Origin of the sequence: Cupriavidus cauae, from assembly GCF_008632125.1 — a bacterium.
Taxonomy (GTDB): Bacteria; Pseudomonadota; Gammaproteobacteria; order Burkholderiales; family Burkholderiaceae; genus Cupriavidus; species Cupriavidus cauae.
Genome location: NZ_VWRN01000053.1, coordinates 318,178 through 333,799, shown reverse-complemented (window position 1 = coordinate 333,799; position 15,622 = coordinate 318,178). Strand labels below are relative to the sequence as shown.

22 protein-coding genes are annotated in these 15,622 nt (G+C 68.4%); 17 read left to right on the top strand and 5 right to left on the bottom strand.

All coding sequences use genetic code 11. The features are described 5' to 3' along the window. The first annotated feature begins 8 nt into the window (after nucleotides 1-8). The 10 genes from F1599_RS20580 (at nucleotide 9) to F1599_RS20535 (ending at nucleotide 8,489) form a co-directional block, all read left to right on the top strand. On the top strand, nucleotides 9-380 hold the full coding sequence (locus F1599_RS20580) for an integrative conjugative element protein, RAQPRD family (protein ID WP_150084275.1): 372 nt from the start codon (nucleotides 9-11) through the stop codon (nucleotides 378-380). Next, entirely contained in the window at nucleotides 377-610 is a 234-nt protein-coding gene (locus F1599_RS20575) for a TIGR03758 family integrating conjugative element protein (RefSeq protein WP_009463356.1), read from the top strand. The genes F1599_RS20580 and F1599_RS20575 overlap by 4 nt, the downstream gene beginning before the upstream one ends. A gap of 83 nt (nucleotides 611-693) precedes the next feature. Beyond that, complete coding sequence (locus tag F1599_RS20570) at nucleotides 694-993, top strand: TIGR03745 family integrating conjugative element membrane protein (protein ID WP_425570197.1); 300 nt, start codon at nucleotides 694-696, stop codon at nucleotides 991-993. A gap of 6 nt (nucleotides 994-999) precedes the next feature. After that, nucleotides 1,000-1,410, top strand: a complete 411-nt coding sequence (locus F1599_RS20565) for a TIGR03750 family conjugal transfer protein (RefSeq protein WP_150084273.1) — start codon at nucleotides 1,000-1,002, stop codon at nucleotides 1,408-1,410. Then, nucleotides 1,407-2,096, top strand: a complete 690-nt coding sequence (locus tag F1599_RS20560; protein WP_150084271.1) for a PFL_4703 family integrating conjugative element protein — start codon at nucleotides 1,407-1,409, stop codon at nucleotides 2,094-2,096. The genes F1599_RS20565 and F1599_RS20560 overlap by 4 nt, the downstream gene beginning before the upstream one ends. After that, nucleotides 2,093-2,980 (top strand): TIGR03749 family integrating conjugative element protein, encoded by an 888-nt coding sequence (locus F1599_RS20555; protein ID WP_150084269.1) that lies wholly within the window; start codon nucleotides 2,093-2,095, stop codon nucleotides 2,978-2,980. Before F1599_RS20560 ends, F1599_RS20555 begins: the two co-directional genes overlap by 4 nt. Further along, nucleotides 2,970-4,391 (top strand): TIGR03752 family integrating conjugative element protein, encoded by a 1,422-nt coding sequence (locus F1599_RS20550; protein WP_150084267.1) that lies wholly within the window; start codon nucleotides 2,970-2,972, stop codon nucleotides 4,389-4,391. The genes F1599_RS20555 and F1599_RS20550 overlap by 11 nt, the downstream gene beginning before the upstream one ends. Next, entirely contained in the window at nucleotides 4,372-4,803 is a 432-nt protein-coding gene (locus tag F1599_RS20545) for a TIGR03751 family conjugal transfer lipoprotein (RefSeq protein WP_027350534.1), read from the top strand. Before F1599_RS20550 ends, F1599_RS20545 begins: the two co-directional genes overlap by 20 nt. Further along, a complete protein-coding gene (locus tag F1599_RS20540; RefSeq protein ID WP_029578128.1) occupies nucleotides 4,803-7,682 on the top strand; it encodes a conjugative transfer ATPase in 2,880 nt (959 codons plus the stop codon). The genes F1599_RS20545 and F1599_RS20540 overlap by 1 nt, the downstream gene beginning before the upstream one ends. 12 nt (nucleotides 7,683-7,694) lie before the next feature. Beyond that, the gene (locus F1599_RS20535) at nucleotides 7,695-8,489 is read left to right on the top strand and encodes a DsbA family protein (protein WP_150084265.1); all 795 of its coding nucleotides are present in this window, start codon (nucleotides 7,695-7,697) and stop codon (nucleotides 8,487-8,489) included. Here F1599_RS20535 and F1599_RS20530 read toward each other — a convergent pair. From F1599_RS20530 to F1599_RS20510, 5 genes are all read right to left on the bottom strand, one after another. Continuing rightward, nucleotides 8,465-9,262 (bottom strand): hypothetical protein, encoded by a 798-nt coding sequence (locus F1599_RS20530; RefSeq protein WP_020649410.1) that lies wholly within the window; start codon nucleotides 9,260-9,262, stop codon nucleotides 8,465-8,467. The genes F1599_RS20535 and F1599_RS20530 overlap by 25 nt on opposite strands. Further along, a complete protein-coding gene (locus F1599_RS20525) occupies nucleotides 9,259-9,681 on the bottom strand; it encodes a nuclear transport factor 2 family protein (RefSeq protein WP_020649409.1) in 423 nt (140 codons plus the stop codon). The genes F1599_RS20530 and F1599_RS20525 overlap by 4 nt, the downstream gene beginning before the upstream one ends. A gap of 31 nt (nucleotides 9,682-9,712) precedes the next feature. Further along, nucleotides 9,713-10,051, bottom strand: a complete 339-nt coding sequence (locus F1599_RS20520; RefSeq protein ID WP_029578125.1) for a hypothetical protein — start codon at nucleotides 10,049-10,051, stop codon at nucleotides 9,713-9,715. A gap of 64 nt (nucleotides 10,052-10,115) precedes the next feature. Beyond that, entirely contained in the window at nucleotides 10,116-10,574 is a 459-nt protein-coding gene (locus F1599_RS20515) for a PaaI family thioesterase (protein WP_024889590.1), read from the bottom strand. Next, a complete protein-coding gene (locus tag F1599_RS20510; protein ID WP_150084263.1) occupies nucleotides 10,571-11,374 on the bottom strand; it encodes an enoyl-CoA hydratase/isomerase family protein in 804 nt (267 codons plus the stop codon). The genes F1599_RS20515 and F1599_RS20510 overlap by 4 nt, the downstream gene beginning before the upstream one ends. A 249-nt stretch (nucleotides 11,375-11,623) precedes the next feature. Here F1599_RS20510 and F1599_RS20505 point away from each other — a divergent pair, with 249 nt between their 5' ends. From F1599_RS20505 to F1599_RS25990, 7 genes are read left to right on the top strand one after another with little or no spacing between them, the layout of a single operon-like run. Continuing rightward, entirely contained in the window at nucleotides 11,624-12,199 is a 576-nt protein-coding gene (locus F1599_RS20505; protein WP_223819787.1) for a LysE family translocator, read from the top strand. A gap of 4 nt (nucleotides 12,200-12,203) precedes the next feature. Further along, nucleotides 12,204-12,596 carry a nuclear transport factor 2 family protein gene (locus F1599_RS20500; RefSeq protein WP_009463322.1) on the top strand — a complete coding sequence of 131 codons (393 nt, stop codon included), beginning with the start codon at nucleotides 12,204-12,206 and terminating at the stop codon, nucleotides 12,594-12,596. After that, nucleotides 12,593-12,994, top strand: coding sequence for a cupin domain-containing protein (locus F1599_RS20495; RefSeq protein WP_009463320.1), 402 nt, complete (start codon nucleotides 12,593-12,595; stop codon nucleotides 12,992-12,994). Before F1599_RS20500 ends, F1599_RS20495 begins: the two co-directional genes overlap by 4 nt. Next, the gene (locus F1599_RS20490; protein ID WP_029578122.1) at nucleotides 12,991-13,290 is read left to right on the top strand and encodes a DUF1330 domain-containing protein; all 300 of its coding nucleotides are present in this window, start codon (nucleotides 12,991-12,993) and stop codon (nucleotides 13,288-13,290) included. The genes F1599_RS20495 and F1599_RS20490 overlap by 4 nt, the downstream gene beginning before the upstream one ends. Continuing rightward, nucleotides 13,283-14,245 (top strand): alpha/beta hydrolase family protein, encoded by a 963-nt coding sequence (locus F1599_RS20485; RefSeq protein WP_029578121.1) that lies wholly within the window; start codon nucleotides 13,283-13,285, stop codon nucleotides 14,243-14,245. The genes F1599_RS20490 and F1599_RS20485 overlap by 8 nt, the downstream gene beginning before the upstream one ends. Next, nucleotides 14,242-15,486: an MFS transporter gene (locus tag F1599_RS20480; RefSeq protein WP_223819786.1), complete on the top strand. Its 1,245-nt coding sequence runs from the start codon at nucleotides 14,242-14,244 to the stop codon at nucleotides 15,484-15,486. The genes F1599_RS20485 and F1599_RS20480 overlap by 4 nt, the downstream gene beginning before the upstream one ends. Continuing rightward, the gene (locus tag F1599_RS25990; protein WP_153962035.1) at nucleotides 15,483-15,620 is read left to right on the top strand and encodes a hypothetical protein; all 138 of its coding nucleotides are present in this window, start codon (nucleotides 15,483-15,485) and stop codon (nucleotides 15,618-15,620) included. The genes F1599_RS20480 and F1599_RS25990 overlap by 4 nt, the downstream gene beginning before the upstream one ends. Nucleotides 15,621-15,622 lie beyond the last annotated feature (2 nt).

The following is a 15,622-nucleotide window of genomic DNA, read 5'->3' as shown; positions in this document are numbered from 1 at the left end:
ATGGCGTGATGACGACCACAGGCAAACCAACGACCGACTGCCGCCGCGCGCCGGCATTGGCCCTAGTCCTAGCCGTCGCGCTGACCAATGCCGCGCCCGCGTCAGCGGGCGATGCCTCCCCAGAGCATGCGCAGTTGGCGACCCTCGCGCGCCAGCTCGATCTGATCGACCGCCTCGCCGAGCACGCCGCCCATACCGCTCCGCAGCAGCGCGCCCGCTACCACTTCGACCATGCCCGCCTGCGCGAGGACCTCCAGCGCGTTCGGACGGGTATTCAGGACTACTTGACGCCGCCGCGCGCCCAGCCACGCGATCCGGTCGAGCTGTCCGGCGACTACCGCCAGTCCAGCCCGCCCTCCGACCAGGAGGCACCCCAATGAACGCCGCCCAGGTCAGCGCCTTCCAGGCCAATGGCGGCTTCGCCCCCGCCGCCGTGGCCACGGTGGTGCTCGGTCTTGTGTTCGCCGTCCTGCTCCTGTGGGGCGTGTGGGCGATGCGTACCGCCTACACCGGGTGGGCCGAGCAGCGCCTGTCCCAGCGCCAGTTCCTGGGTGTCGTCGTGCGCTTCGTCGCGATGTACCTGGTGCTGACCTATTTCCTCCTGTCCTGACCACCACGAAAGGCCCGACCACCATGAAGACCCATCCGATTCCCCATCGCGCTGCCACCACCGTCCTCGCGCCGCTGGCGCTGATGGGCTTGCCATTGGCGGCCCGGGCGCAGGGCCTGCCGACCATCGAGGACCCCTCGCGCGGACAGGGCAGCGGCATCATGCAGACGCTGCAGAACTACGGCTACGACATCGTGCTGCTGGTCGCGCTCCTCGTGGTCGCCTCGATGTTCGTCGGCGTGTGCTACCACGCCTATACGCGCTACTCGGAAATCCATACCGGTCGCGCCACCTGGGGCCAGTTCGGTCTCACCGTGGCCGTGGGTGCGATCCTGCTGGTGGTCGGCATCTGGCTGCTGACCAAGGCCACCGGCGTGCTCTGAGCGGCGATGACGGCCTTGAACGATATCGCGCGTGACGGGCTGGTGACCTTCCTGCCGCACAGGCTGAACCGCCAGCCCGTGGTGGTGAGAGGCCTGACCGCCGACGAACTCTGGACCTGCGCCGGCCTGTCCGCAGTGGCGGGGTTCATCGCCGGCGTGCCGCTGGCCTGGGCCACGCACAGCGTCGCCATGGTGCCGACCCTGATCGTGGCCGGCGTGGCGGCTGGCGTGTTCGGTGGTGGCGGCTTCCTGCGCCGGCAGAAGCGCGGCCGCCCGGACACCTGGCTGTACCGGCAACTGCAGTGGCGCCTGGCGCTGTGCCATCCGCTGGCAGCGTCCTGGCTCGGTGGGCACCGTCTCATCACGCGCTCGGGGTACTGGACCACCCGGCGCTCACGCGGAGCAGCCGCCTCATGAGCCGTTTCAGGAACGAAGTCCATCACCTGCAGGCCCATGTGCGCACGCTGCGCCTGGGCGCCGGTGCGTTGTTCGTGGTGGTGCTGCTGCTCGGTTTCGGCTGGTGGAGTGCGCCGAGGCAACTGACGATCCACGTGCCCCCCGATCTGCGCTCGGGCAGCACCCGCGCCTGGTGGGATGTGCCGCCCGAGAATGTCTATGCGTTCGCCTTCTACGTCTGGCAGCAGGTCCAGCGCTGGCCGACGGATGGCGAACAGGACTACCCGCGCAACCTCCACGCGCTGTCGGCCTATTTCACACCGGCCTGCCAGGCCTTCCTGCGCCAGGACTACGAGCACCGGCGCAGCAGTGGCGAACTGCGCCAGCGGGTGCGCGGCATCTACGAGATTCCGGGGCGCGGCTTTGGCGACAACCCCACGATGCGGGTGAAGACGGTTTCCAGCCGCGACTGGATCGTCACGCTCGATGTCAGCGCGGACGAGTACTACGGCGCCGAGCAGGTCAAGCGGGCCCTGGTGCGCTATCCGCTGAAAGTGGTGCGACTGGACGTCGATCCCCAGCACAACCCCTTCGGCCTTGCGCTGGACTGCTATGACGGCGCGCCGCAGCGGATCGAGGCACCGTCGCCGGCAGTGCCTCCGTCCGGCACGCCCGGCGGCGGCCTTTCGCAGGGAGGCAACCCATGAAACACCACGTCTTCACCATCGTGGCGAGCCTGGCCCTCGGCTTCGGCCTGGTGCCGGACAGCCATGCCATCGAGATCCTGCGCTGGCAGCGGCTACCGCTGGCCGTCCCGCTGGTCGTCGGCCAGGAGCGCGTGGTCTTCATCGACCGCAACGTGCGTGTCGGCCTGCCCCCGAGCCTGGGCGAGCGGCTGCGCGTGCAGAGCGCGGGTGGAGCCATCTACCTGCGCGCCAGCGAGGCCATCGCGCCGACGCGGCTGCAACTGCAGGACGTGGAATCCGGCGCCATCGTGCTGGTCGACATCGCAGCCACGGACGCCGGGGAAGGCGAGCAGCCGCTGGAGCCTGTACGCATCGTCCTGCAGGAGGCCGTCGCGGAGGCCAGCGGTGACACTGCCGCCGGTCCAACCCAGGCAGCGCAACCCGCGAGGCGTCGGCAAACGCCGATAACCGTTGTCCTGACGCGCTACGCGGCGCAGAACCTTTACGCACCGCTGCGCACCGTCGAGCCCGTGGCCGGCATCGGGCGCGTGCCGCTGCGGCGCCCGCTCGCGCTGGACACACTGCTGCCAACGCTGCCGCTGAAGGCGCGGGCGCTGGCGGCCTGGCGACTCGAAGACCAGTGGGTCACCGCGGTGCGCCTGACCAACACCTCGCCTCACCGTATCGATCTCGATCCAAGGGTGCTGCAAGGCGACCTCGTGGCCGCGACCTTCCAGCATCCGGACCTGGGGCCGGCGGGCGCTTCGACCGACACCACGGTGGTCTATCTGGTCACGCGCGGCCGTGGCCTGGCCGAGTCCCTGATGCCGGTGCTCAGCCCCATCGATGCCGGCACGAACTTGCCGCCGGCCGCCGCTGCGGGGAGGACGTCCGATGAGGAGTAATCCCCTGTTGAAGTGGCTGCTGATTCCGATGGCATTGTTGCTGGTGTTCGTCGGTGCCAGGCTGTTCTCAGGCAGTGACGCTGCGCCTGGCAAGCAGGATGTTCCGGGGCAGCTCACTCCCGAAGAAATGAAGGCGCTCGGCATCGCGGGCGACACCCCGCGCGACACCGTCGCCACCCTGGTCGCGCAGGTCAAGCAGCTCCGCACCGAGCTGCAGACCGCGCTGAGCGACAACCGCCAGCACAAGGCCGAGAACGAGCGCCTGCGTACCCGCGAGGGTGCGATCGACCAGCGCATCCAGAACGCCCTCGACAGCGAACGCCGCCGCCTGGAACAGGAGCGCACCCAGGCCGCCAGCGACCGGCAGCAGACGCAAGGGCTGATGCAGGAATTGCAGCGCCGCCTGGACGGGCTGTCCGGCAAGGGCGATGCCGCCGACCTGCCGATCGGCCTTGGACTGGATGGGCATGACGGCGGGCCGCTCAAGGACGGCGGCATGCGCTGGATCGAACCGGATGACGCCCGGTCCGATCCGAAGAACGGTTCGGCCGGCGGCCTGCGTTTGCCCGCTTTTCCCTCCAGCTTCGGCCCGGCCTCGCCGGAGCTGTCGGCCGCGGCGGAGGCCGTCAGCGACAGGACGGCGCAGGCCGTTGGCGGCACCGCCCAGGCGGTCTATACGGTGCCCACCAATGCCACGCTGATGGGCTCGGTCGCCATGACCGCGCTGATCGGTCGCATCCCCATCGACGGCACCGTCAACGACCCGTTCCCCTTCAAGGTGCTGATCGGGGCCGACAACCTGGCGGCCAACGGCATCGAGATTCCCGACGTGGCCGGTGCGGTGGTGAGCGGCACGGCCTCGGGCGACTGGACGCTCTCGTGCGTGCGTGGGCAGGTCCGTTCCATCACCTTCGTGTTCAGCGACGGCACCATCCGCACGGTGCCGGAGGACGACGGCAAGCGCAGTCGAAGCCAGAACAGCACCAGTCTGCTGGATGGCCTGGGCTGGATCAGCGATCCCTACGGCATCCCGTGCGTCTCGGGCGAGCGCCGCAGCAATGCCCAGCAGTACCTGGGATCGCAGGCGTTGATCACCGCGGCCGGCGCGGGCGCCGCCTCGCTCATCAAATCCGACAACGGCAGCGTGGCCGTGGTCGCCAACAACAACGGTTCGCTGGGCACGGTCGGCATTTCGGGCAACGAGGCCATGGGCCGCATCCTGGCTGGTGGCGTGCGCGACATGGCCGACTGGGTCAACAAGCTCTACGGCCAGGCCTTCGCGGCGGTCTACGTGCAGCCCGGCGCCAAGGTGGCCGTGCACCTGGAGCAGCCGATCGCCATCGACCACGACGCCAAGGGGCGCCGGGTGAATCACCTCATGGGAGAAGCGCATGCGTCGGACCTGGATTGACCGCCCCCTTGTCCTCCTCGCCGCCGCCGTTCTCGCGGGTTGTGCCACCAGCTCGGAAAAGCTGCTACCTCGGGGCGAGCACACCATGCAGGACGTCTGGCAGCACGAGACTGGCGGCTATAGCGGCGGCCAGGCCGGCCGCCTGCTGCTCGACGCACGCCAGGACCTGCGCCGTCCGCTGACCGACGCTGACACCCTCGCGGCGCCCGCCCGGAACGCGGCCTACACCCGCACGGCAGCGAACGAGATCCAGCGACAGTTCCATCGACTGCCAAACCCCGATCTGGTCATGTACGTCTTTCCGCACCTGGCCGGCACCGACCCGGTACCGGTACCCGGCTACAGCACCGTCTTCCCGCTCTACCAGCGCGTGCAGTACGCGATGCCCGGCGAGCGGCTGGAGGACTACTGATGGGCTGGCGACTGCCGTGGCCGCGTCGTCCGGCCTCCAGGCCAGTCCAGGCCGACATCGAGCCGGATGCCTGGACGCGGCATGTCGACCGCCTCGCTGCACACGGCATCGACGCACCTGGCGCCGCCCTTGGGTCGAATCATCGGCGACCCGCGACGCAGGCCGACCACGCGGCGCTCTACGACGTGGCGCCGTCCTTCGCCGACCTGCTGCCCTGGGTCGAGTACCTGCCGGCCACGAGGTGCATGCTGCTCGAAGATGGCCAATCGGTGGCGGCGTTCTTCGAGTTACAGCCGATCGGTACCGAAGGGCGCGAGACCGCCTGGCTGTGGCAGGCCCGCGATGCCCTGGAGAACGCGCTGCAGGACTCCTTCGACGAACTGGACGAGAACCCGTGGGTGGTGCAGCTCTATGCGCAGGACGAAGCCGATTGGGACCACTACCTGCGCACGCTGGGGGCGTACCTGCATCCACGCGCGCAGGGCAGCGCGTTCAGCGAGTTCTATCTGCGCTTCTTCGGGCACCACCTGCGCGCGATCGCCAAGCCCGGTGGCCTGTTCGAGGACACCACGGTCACACGCCTGCCGTGGCGCGGCCAGACCCGGCGCGTGCGCATGGTGGTTTATCGGCGCACCCCGGACGCCACATCGGTCCGGCGCGGGCAATCGCCCGAGCAGGCCCTGGCGACGATTTGCGACCGCCTGGTCGGCGGCCTGGCGAATGCCGGCGTCAAGGCCCGGCGCCTTGGCGCGGCGGACATTCACGACTGGCTGCTGCGCTGGTTCAACCCGAACCCCGGCGCGCTGGGCAGCACGGCCGAAGACCGGGAACGCTTCTACGCGCTCGCCCGCTACCCGGAGGAACAGGAAGAGGGCGAGATCGAACTGGCCAGCGGCGACTTCGCGCAACGCCTGTTCTTCGGCCAGCCGCGCTCGGATGTCGCCCGCGGCCTGTGGTTCTTCGACGGCATGCCGCACCGGGCCATCGTCATGGATCGTCTGCGCTCGCCGCCCGCGACCGGACACGTGACCGGCGAGACGCGCAAGGGCGGCGATGCGATGAACGCGCTGTTCGACCAGATGCCCGAGGACACGGTGATGTGCCTGACCCTGGTCGCCACGCCGCAGGATGTGCTGGAGGCGCACCTCAACCACCTGGCCCGCAAGGCGGTTGGCGAGACGCTCGCCAGCGAACAGGCGCGCCAGGACGTGCAGCAGGCCCGCAGGCTCATCGGCAGTGCGCACAAGATGTACCGGGGCACGCTGGCGTTCTACCTGCGCGGCCGCGACATGGCGCAGCTCGACGCCCGCGGCCTGCAACTGGTCAATGTCATGCTCAATGCGGGCTTGCAACCGGTGCGCGAAGAGGACGAGGTGGCCCCGCTCAACACCTACCTGCGCTGGCTGCCCTGTCTGTTCGACCCGGCGGCGGACAAGCGGCAGTGGTACACGCAACTGATGTTCGCGCAGCACGCGGCCAATCTGGCGCCGGTGTGGGGGCGCAGCCAGGGCACCGGCCATCCGGGCATCACCTTCTTCAACCGGGGCGGCGGCACGATCACCTTCGATCCACTGAACCGGCTCGACCGGCAGATGAACGCCCACCTGTTCCTCTTCGGCCCCACCGGCTCCGGCAAGAGCGCCACGCTGAACAACATCCTCAACCAGGTCACGGCGATCTACCGGCCCAGGTTGTTCATCGTCGAGGCCGGCAACAGCTTTGGCCTGTTCGGTGACTTCGCCGCTCGGCTGGGCCTGAGCGTGCATCGCGTGAAGCTGGCACCCGGCGCGGGCGTGAGCCTGGCGCCATTCGCCGATGCCTGGCGCCTCGTCGATACACCGGGCCAGGTGCAGACGCTGGATGCCGACGCCCTGGACGAGGACGGCGACACCCATCCGGCCGACGACGGGGATGACCAGCGGGACGTACTCGGCGAACTCGAAATCACCGCCCGGCTGATGATCACCGGCGGCGAGGACAAGGAGGAAGCGCGTATGACGCGCGCCGACCGCAGCCTGATTCGCCAGTGCATCCTGGACGCCGCCCAGCGCTGCGTGGCACAGGCGCGCACGGTGCTGACCCGCGACGTGCGCGACGCGCTGCGCGAACGCGCCCGCGACGCCAACCTGCCGGATGCCCGGCGTGCGCGGCTGCTGGAGATGGCCGACGCGATGGACATGCTCTGCCAGGGCGCGGACGGCGAGATGTTCGACCGTCCGGGCACGCCCTGGCCCGAGGCGGACATCACCATCGTGGATCTGGCCACCTTCGCGCGCGAGGGCTACAACGCGCAGCTCTCCATCGCCTACATCTCGCTGATCAACACGGTGAACAACATCGCCGAGCGCGACCAGTTCCTGGGCCGGCCGATCATCAACGTCACCGACGAAGGCCACATCATCACCAAGAACCCGCTGCTCGCGCCCTACGTGGTCAAGATCACCAAGATGTGGCGCAAGCTGGGGGCCTGGTACTGGCTGGCGACGCAGAACATCGACGACCTGCCCAAGGCCGCCGAGCCCATGCTCAACATGATCGAGTGGTGGATCTGCCTGTCGATGCCGCCCGACGAGGTGGAGAAGATCGCCCGGTTCCGCGAACTTTCGCCCGCGCAGAAGGCGCTGATGCTGTCCGCGCGCAAGGAGGCGGGCAAGTTCAGCGAGGGCGTCATCCTGTCCAAGTCGATGGAAGTGCTGTTCCGCGCCGTGCCGCCCAGCCTCTATCTGGCCCTTGCGCAAACCGAACCGGAAGAGAAGGCCGAGCGCTACCAGCTCATGCGCCAGTACGGCATCGGCGAACTGGATGCCGCCTTCAAGGTGGCCGAGAAGATCGACCAGGCGCGTGGCATCGCATCGCCACCGCTGTTCCTGCCGAAATGACCGGAGCGTGTCATGTCCTCGAAGCGAACCACCTTGCCGAGCCGGTCCCAGGCCATTCGCAAGCGCGCCGGGCGCATGCCACGGCTGCCCTGGGTGGTCGCCGGCATCCTTGTAGCCGGCCTGCTGGGCTGGCTCCTGTACCGCACGCCCGGTGCGCCGGCACCGCACACGTGGCCCGAGGTCGCGCAGGCGCATCCGGCCGGCCCACCCTGGCGTCACGGCCCAGCCGATGCGCGCTTCACGCTGACGCTGTACGCCGACTTGGAGTGTCCGTTCTGCAAGGCCTACTACCCGACCCTGATGGCCTGGATCGATGCCCATCCCGAAGCCAGCCTGCGGTGGCATCACCTGCCGCTGGCGATGCACGATCCCGAGGCGAGTCGGCTGGCCCGCGTGGCCGAGTGCGCAGGCGAAGCGCAAGGCCACGAGGCCTTCTTCGGTGCCATCGCATGGCTCTACCAGAACACCCGGGGCGATGGCCAGGGGCTGCCCACCGATCAGGCCTGGCCAGGTCTGACGACCGCCATCCGGGCCTGCCTGGAAAGCGATCGCCCTGCAGCCATCGTTCGCGCGCAGGCCGACGAGGCCCTGCGCAGCGGTATCAACGCCACGCCCACCGTGCGGCTTGACGACGACCTGACCGGGAAATCGCTGCTGCTGCACGGTCCGGTCGAGGGCGATGCGCTGCTGTCGGCGCTCGATCTGGTTGCATCGCCGGACAGGCCGGACGCTCGTTCAGTGGGTGCCGCCGACGCCGCCGGCACGGCGGTCCGTGGTCGCCGTCATGGCCTCGCCGAGGCCCAGTAGTCGCGGAGGGCGCGCACGCTGTCCGATGGCGAAGGCATGTAGCCGCTCAGGTTGACGAGCCCGACGTTCATGCCGCGTTCGTCGGTGGTGCCCCTGAGCATCAGCCGTTGGAAGCGACTGGTGTCCAGGCCATATCGATGCGGATCATCGACTTTCAGCGCCAGTAGGTGTAGGTGCGAGTTCCAGATTCGGAACTTCGCATGTTCGATGGCCCGTATCGCCTGCCAGGGAACGAAGACCCGCTGGGGGCCTTCGCGCGTGAGGCCGAGGGCATCGGCCACGAGGTCGGCGGGTGGATCGAGGCGACGCAAGCGCCGCACGAGTGTTCGCACGATCGCCCGTGTGAGCGCCACGGCCAGGATGACGCCGCCCAGCGCAAGGGGGAGCACGACAGGGTCCGTCTCGTGGATGTCCCTGACGAGGGGCGGCAGCGCGACGACCAGCAGAGGGAACACGATCCCCATGCCCATGACCAGCACTTCCCACCACGCGGCGCGCGCGATGGGAATGCGCAGCGTCGCCGGGAAGCGAGGCAAGGGCATGTGCCTGCGTCGCCAGCGCAGGCGGCGTCCATACTGTCGGGCCAGGACCATGAGCCCCATGACGAAGGTGACGAGGAAGACCGTGGCAGCCAGTCTGGCGGGGCCAGGGGCCGCGCGCAGGGATGACAGCAACGCAAGCACCAGTATCAGACCCGACACCAGGAGCACCGGCTCCACCACGAAGACATAGATCCCAATCCACCAACTGGTTCCTGCCCGCTGCTCGCTCATGGCCCTCCGTCCTGTTGCCGCTTCGATCCCGCTCCCATCCTGGTCATCCAGTCGCTGCGGTCGAAATACACCTCGTTGCGGCGAATCTTGCCCGCGTGGTCCAGTTGCACCAGGCATACGCCGACCACGGTCAACACCTCGCCGCCAACCGGGATGTCCGCGCGCCATTTGTTGAGGAAGCCATCCTGCATGGGGATGCCCTCGACCTGCGTCCAGACCCACGCTGGATTGCGCGCCAACAGGCGCTCGAAATAGCCCAGCAACGCGGGCTTTCCCCGCAGCCCTTGGGGTACGGCAGGGTCGAGATAGAAGGCATCCTCCGAATAGAAGGCAGCCAGCCGCTGGGGATCGTTGCCGGTCCAGGCGGGCAGCCACGCCTGCGCAAAGCGCCGCGCCTGCTCCGCATCGAGGGCGTTCATCGTGATGTACCGGGCCGGGCCGGAACGCGCGTCATCGGTGCGCCGCCTTGCGGGTTCCGCTGTCGATGGCCTTGAGCAGCGCTGCACCAAGCACCGACTTGAGCACGCCGCCGAGGACGAAGGGGGCCACGCCCACGGCGATGGCTTTCTGCACGCCAACCATCGCGGCCAGCCAGGCGCCGCCGACCAGCGTGACGGCCAGCGTCTGCATGGTCATCGGCACCGGCACCATAGGCACGCTGACGTGGGACGACGCGGTGAGCACCAGGGTGCCGAACAGCACCGCCAGCACCTTGGTAGCGGTGGACTGTTCGCGCAGCCGGCGGGTTGTGTCGAGGGTCCCGAGGGTTTGGGTCGAGGTTGAGGTCATGGGTTCTCCTTCATGAATGGCGGTACTGGCCGCCGGGCGCATCCTTGCGCGGACACCGGAAACGTCATCGATCCTGCTTGCCCTGCAGGCAGATCAGCGTCTGCTGGCCGAGCGCCACCTGGGCCCGTCCCTGTTCGGTGACGCCGAAAACTTCGAGTTGGCAGATGGTCAGGGTGCGTCCGGAGCGCACCACCGTGCCGACCGCTTCGAGGTAGTCGCCCTGCGCGGGGGCGAGCAGGTTGATCTTGAACTCGACGGTCAGCACGGAGCTGTCCGGTGGAAACAACGTGAAGCCCGCGTAGCCGCCGGCCGAGTCGGCGATGGCGCTGGTGCCCCCGGCATGGAAGTAGCCATGCTGCTGGGTGAGGGTTTCGCGGAACGGCAACCGGATGCTGACCCGTCCGCGCGCAACCTCGTGCAGTTCGGCGCCCAGGTGGTGCATCAGGCCCTGGCGGGCGAAGCTGTCGCGGACGATTCGCTCGACCTGGGGATCGAGCGGCAAGGATGGGGCGGCTTGGGTCATCGTTCTAAGGTTCCTTTGCAGTGGAGAGGGGGGTTGAATCGAGGTGGCCGCTTCTCCAGGAATGCACGCATGCCTTCCTCGTGGTCGGGCAGCGAAAGGGTGTGGTGGAAGGCGGCCCGCTCGCGGCGTAGTCCTTCATCCATGGGCAGGCTGGCGCTGGCACGCGCGGCCTGCTTGATCAGGACCAGCACCTCGCCCGACAGCGACGCCATGTCGGCGGCGAGCCGGCGGCCCTCTTCGAGCAGATGGTCGGGGGGCACGATGCGCGAGACCAGCCCGCTGCGTTCGGCCTCCCGGGCGTCCATGCGGCGCCCGGTCAGCAGCAGGTCCAGCGCCTTGGCCATGCCGAGCAGGCGCGGCAGGCGCTGGGTGCCGCCTGCGCCGGGCATGGTGCCGACGCGAACCTCCGGGTGGCCGAACACGGCGTTCTCGGCCGCCAGCACGATGTCGCACATCTCGACCAGTTCGCAGCCGCCGCCGAGCGCGAAGCCCTGCGCCAGCGCCACCACGGGCTTGGGGAACGTGCCCAGCGGCGCGCAGCAACCGGCGAAGTCAGTGGCGCGCGCCTGCTCCGCGCTGATGCCGAGCATCTCCTTGAGATCGGCACCGGCCGCGAAGTGTTCGCCTTCGGCGCGCAGCAGGACCACCCGCACGGCGGCGTCGGCCGCCAGCCTGTCGAGGTGCGCGGCCATCGCGTCGGTCAATGAGCGGCACAGGGCGTTGCGGGCTGCCGGCCGGTCGATGACCAACTCGGCATAGCCGTCTGGGTGCGACGCGCATCGAATGAAATCGGAAGACATGGGTTCTCCTGCGAGGAACCGCCCGAAGTGCCGGGCCGTCATCGATTCGGCAGCGCCGGGCAGTACCTGCGAAGTCTGCTGCGCGATGACGCTTGCGGCCAAGCGCGAATATCTCAGGTGGGACTGAAAATTTCTCGCTGGAGCCGACGCCATGCCCGGCCCAGAATCAATTCGCGGACGGGCCTCGTCTTTCCCTCAACGCCCCGGTACTCCCCGTCCCAGCGAACTCCCATGGAACATACCGCCCTCGTGGCGCTGATCGTCTACGCCTTCGTCATGTCGATCACGCCCGGTCCCAACAACGTGATGCTGATGTCCTCGGGCCTGCTCTTCGGCCTGGGCCGAACCTGGCCGCACCTGCTGGGCATCCCCGCGGGCGTGATGGTGCAGCTCGGGATCACCGGCGCCGGCCTCGGTGCGGTGTTTGCCCTCGAACCTCGCCTGCAGGTCGCATTGAAGGTCGTGGGCAGCCTCTACCTGCTCTGGCTGGCCGCGCGCCTGTGGCGCGCGGCCGAACTGGAGGAGACCGAAGCCGGCCGGCCCATCGGCTTCATGCAGGCGCTGGCCTTCCAGTTCGTCAATCCGAAGGCCTGGCTGATCTCGGTGACGGTGGTATCCACCTTCCTGCCGCCGGGCGAAGGCTACGCACTGCGCCTGCTGGTGGTCAGCCTGGTGTTCGCCGCCATCGGACTGCCCTGCATGCTGGTCTGGGCCGTCTTCGGCGCCGGCCTGCGGCCCTGGCTGCGCGACCGCGCCGTCGCTCGCGTGGTCAATCGTGCCATGGCGACCCTGGCCGCCCTGACCGTTCTTCTCTTCTGGATGTGATGCCATGACGACACTCTCCCATGATCAACTCCGGGCCCATGCGCTGGCCTGGATCGATGACTGGAACCGGCGCGACGTGCCGGCGGTGTTGGCCGCCTACGCCGACGACGCACTGTTCGTGAGCGCGCTGGCCCAGCCCTATACCGGTGGCACGCGGGTACAAGGAAAGGACGCGCTGCGCCGATACTGGCTGGCCGCGCTCGCCGACAGGCCGGACCTGCGGTTCGAACTCATCTCGGCCATCTGCGACGTCGAGGCGCAGACCGTCGTCGTCCATTACGTGGCGCAGGCCGGCGGCAAGCGCACGCGCATGTGCGAGATCATGCGTTTCGAGAATGGACGGCAGGTCCATGGCGAGGCCCTGCACGGCGTCCCCGCCGAGGAGGGCACGCCATGACGGCGCTGCTGCGCGCCGTCCGGCCCGACGACGGCAACCGCTATGACTGGGGTGGGGTCTGCCTGGGCTGGCGACTGCTGGAACTGCAACACATGCAGGTGCGGCAGGAATGGATGCCCGCAGGCGGCGCCGAGGCACCCCACTGGCACGCCAGGGCGCACCAGTTCTTCTACGTGCTCGGTGGCCACCTGCGCCTGAGCACGCCCGACCAGGACGTGTTGCTGGAAGCCGGTCAAGGCGTACATGTCCCGGCCGGCACTCGCCACATCGCCGCCAATGGTGGCGACGAGGACGTGAATTTTCTGGTGTTCTCCAGCCCCAGCACACAGGGCGACCGCATCGATTCGGCCTCGGCCGCCAAACCGGATCGCCATCGCGACGAGGAGCCTGCGTCATGACCGTTTTCGCCATTGCTCAACTCACCATCCACGACCGGACCGCCTACGACCGCTACCAGGCCCGCTTCATGGAGGTGTTCCGCAACCACCGGGGACGTCTGCTGGCCGCGGACGAGCAGCCTCGCACCATCGAAGGCACCTGGCCGTACCAGAAGCTCGTGCTCATGTCCTTTCCCGACGAGGCCGCCTTCCATGACTGGGCGGAATCGGCCGAGTACCAACGCATTGCCCAGGATCGCAAGGCCGGCGCGCAGGCCGTGGTGCTGCTGGTCCAGGGTCTCGCTGTGAATGGCTGAGGCCATCGACATTCGCGCCGCCGACGGCTATGCCCTGGGTGGATTCGCCTGGCGCCGTCCCTGCGATCCACGACGCCCGCATCCAGTCGCGGTCATCAACGCGGCTACCTCGGTGCGCTGCCGGTACTACGCGCGCTTTGCCGACTGGCTCCACAGCCACGGATGGGACGTGGTGACCTACGACTACCGCGGCATCGGCGAATCGCGACACCGTGGGCTGCGTCGGCTGCAGGCCGACTGGATCGACTGGGGGCAGCACGATTTCGAGGGTGTGCTGCAGTACCTCGCCTGGCGATTCCCCGGCCAGCCGATCGACGTGGTCGGCCACTCCGCCGGGGGCTTCGTGATCGGGCTGGCCGCGTCCGCACACCGCGTGCGGCGTATCTTCACCATGGGGGCGCAGTACGCCTACTGGCGCGACTATGCGCCCGCCGCGCGCCGCGCCATGTTCCTGCGCTGGCACGTGGCCATGCCGCTGCTGGCGCGGGTGCTTGGCTACGTGCCGGCCAAGCGCCTGGGATGGATGGAGGACACGCCCAAGGGCGTGGCGCTGGACTGGGCGCGCATGGGTCCCCGCTTCGAGGGCACGGTGCGCCGCGGCCGGGAGACACTGGAAGGCGAGCCCGAAGCCGAAATGCTGGCACGGCGCTTCGGCCAGGTGCGCGCACCGATCCTGGCGCTGGGCATCGAGGACGATCCGTTCGGCACGGTCCCGGCGCTGGACCGCCTGCTGGATTACTACACCGGCAGCGAGCGTCATCACCTGCGCTTGGCTCCCGCGGCCATCGAGCAGGCCGAAATCGGCCATTTCGCCTTCTTCCACGAGCGCTTCCGCGAGGCGCTGTGGCCCCTGGCGCTGGACTGGTTGCGCACCGGCGAGCCACCGACCCGCCCCCTCGGCGCACTGAAGCATCGACCTGCGGACGATCCGCAAGCAGCGGGAGCCACGACATGAACACGAACCTCGCCCCCTCGACAGCATCGGCAAACGGGCGTCATTCGCTCTGGATTCCGATCCTGGCCGGAGGATTGATCATGGGTCTGGCCCTCGGTGTGCGGCATGTGCAAGGCTTGTTTCTGCTGCCGGTGACGATGGATCGCGGCTGGTCGCGCGAAATGTTCGGCTTCGCGATGGCGGTGCAGAACCTGACCTGGGGTCTCGCTCAACCCTTCACCGGGATGATTGCCGACCGCTACGGTTCGGCCAAGGTCATCGCGGGCGGACTCGTGTTCTATGCGCTGGGGCTTTTCTTCATGGTTCAGGCGCACAGCCACGTGGCCTTTGTTCTGGGCGCTGGCGTGTGCGTCGGCATCGCGCTGTCGGGCACGGCATTCGGTGCGATCTACGGCGCTCTCAGCCGCCTCGTGCCGGCTGAGCGCCGCAGTTGGGCACTGGGGCTGGCCGGCGCCATCGGTGGCCTTGGGCAGTTCGCCATGGTCCCGGTTGCGCAGGCCTTGATCGGCGGTTGGGCCTGGACGGGTGCGCTGCTGATTCTGTCTGTGGTCATGGCGTTGCTGCTGCCGCTGGCGTTCCCGATGCGCGACGCAAGCATCTCGAACGCGGCGGTTGGCTCGGAGCTGTCGATGAAGGCGGCGATCGGTGAAGCCTTCCGCCACCGCGGCTTCTGGCTGCTGAACCTGGGCTTCCTGGCCTGTGGCTTCCAACTCGCCTTCATCGCCACGCATCTCCCAGCCTACCTGCTGGACCGGGGCCTGGCCGCCACCGATGCCGTCGCCGCGCTGGCGATCATTGCGCTGACCAATGTGGCCGGTACCTACCTGCTGGGGCTTTGGGGTGGCACGCTGCGCAGGAAGTACCTGCTTGCAGGCCTGTACCTGGCGCGCACGGTGGCGATGGCCCTGTTCGTCCTGCTGCCGCTCAGCACATGGGGCGTTTACCTGTTCGCTGTAGTGATGGGGTTCCTCTGGCTCGGGACGGTTCCGCTGACCAATGGCCTGGTGTCTCAGATCTTCGGCGTGCGCTACATCACCACATTGTTCGGTTTCGTCTTCTTCGGCCACCAGTTGGGATCATTCTTCGGTGTCTGGCTTGGTGGCCGCATGTTCGAGGCCACTGGGTCGTACCTGAGCATCTGGCTGCTGGCGATTGCGCTGGGCCTGCTGGCGACGGTTCTGCACTGGCCGATCGACGACAGAACCATCGTTCGCGCCGATCCACGATTGGCGGCTTCATGAGGCAAGGCCGCGAATGGTTCAGGCGCTGGGCACCGCTGGCTGTGCTGCTGGCTGCGGGCGTGCTGGTGTTTCGCGCCTGGCTGTCGATGGAACTGCTGTGGGTGTGGTTGGAGCAGTGGTCCTTCTGCGGGTGAGC

Coding starts and splice junctions, on each gene's coding strand:
- F1599_RS20580 (WP_150084275.1), top strand. CDS start 9: ATGACGACCACAGGCAAACCAACGACCGACTGCCGCCGCGCGCCGGCA.
- F1599_RS20575 (WP_009463356.1), top strand. CDS start 377: ATGAACGCCGCCCAGGTCAGCGCCTTCCAGGCCAATGGCGGCTTCGCC.
- F1599_RS20570 (WP_425570197.1), top strand. CDS start 694: ATGGGCTTGCCATTGGCGGCCCGGGCGCAGGGCCTGCCGACCATCGAG.
- F1599_RS20565 (WP_150084273.1), top strand. CDS start 1,000: ATGACGGCCTTGAACGATATCGCGCGTGACGGGCTGGTGACCTTCCTG.
- F1599_RS20560 (WP_150084271.1), top strand. CDS start 1,407: ATGAGCCGTTTCAGGAACGAAGTCCATCACCTGCAGGCCCATGTGCGC.
- F1599_RS20555 (WP_150084269.1), top strand. CDS start 2,093: ATGAAACACCACGTCTTCACCATCGTGGCGAGCCTGGCCCTCGGCTTC.
- F1599_RS20550 (WP_150084267.1), top strand. CDS start 2,970: ATGAGGAGTAATCCCCTGTTGAAGTGGCTGCTGATTCCGATGGCATTG.
- F1599_RS20545 (WP_027350534.1), top strand. CDS start 4,372: ATGCGTCGGACCTGGATTGACCGCCCCCTTGTCCTCCTCGCCGCCGCC.
- F1599_RS20540 (WP_029578128.1), top strand. CDS start 4,803: ATGGGCTGGCGACTGCCGTGGCCGCGTCGTCCGGCCTCCAGGCCAGTC.
- F1599_RS20535 (WP_150084265.1), top strand. CDS start 7,695: ATGTCCTCGAAGCGAACCACCTTGCCGAGCCGGTCCCAGGCCATTCGC.
- F1599_RS20530 (WP_020649410.1), bottom strand. CDS start 9,262: ATGAGCGAGCAGCGGGCAGGAACCAGTTGGTGGATTGGGATCTATGTC.
- F1599_RS20525 (WP_020649409.1), bottom strand. CDS start 9,681: ATGAACGCCCTCGATGCGGAGCAGGCGCGGCGCTTTGCGCAGGCGTGG.
- F1599_RS20520 (WP_029578125.1), bottom strand. CDS start 10,051: ATGACCTCAACCTCGACCCAAACCCTCGGGACCCTCGACACAACCCGC.
- F1599_RS20515 (WP_024889590.1), bottom strand. CDS start 10,574: ATGACCCAAGCCGCCCCATCCTTGCCGCTCGATCCCCAGGTCGAGCGA.
- F1599_RS20510 (WP_150084263.1), bottom strand. CDS start 11,374: ATGTCTTCCGATTTCATTCGATGCGCGTCGCACCCAGACGGCTATGCC.
- F1599_RS20500 (WP_009463322.1), top strand. CDS start 12,204: ATGACGACACTCTCCCATGATCAACTCCGGGCCCATGCGCTGGCCTGG.
- F1599_RS20495 (WP_009463320.1), top strand. CDS start 12,593: ATGACGGCGCTGCTGCGCGCCGTCCGGCCCGACGACGGCAACCGCTAT.
- F1599_RS20490 (WP_029578122.1), top strand. CDS start 12,991: ATGACCGTTTTCGCCATTGCTCAACTCACCATCCACGACCGGACCGCC.
- F1599_RS20485 (WP_029578121.1), top strand. CDS start 13,283: ATGGCTGAGGCCATCGACATTCGCGCCGCCGACGGCTATGCCCTGGGT.
- F1599_RS20480 (WP_223819786.1), top strand. CDS start 14,242: ATGAACACGAACCTCGCCCCCTCGACAGCATCGGCAAACGGGCGTCAT.
- F1599_RS25990 (WP_153962035.1), top strand. CDS start 15,483: ATGAGGCAAGGCCGCGAATGGTTCAGGCGCTGGGCACCGCTGGCTGTG.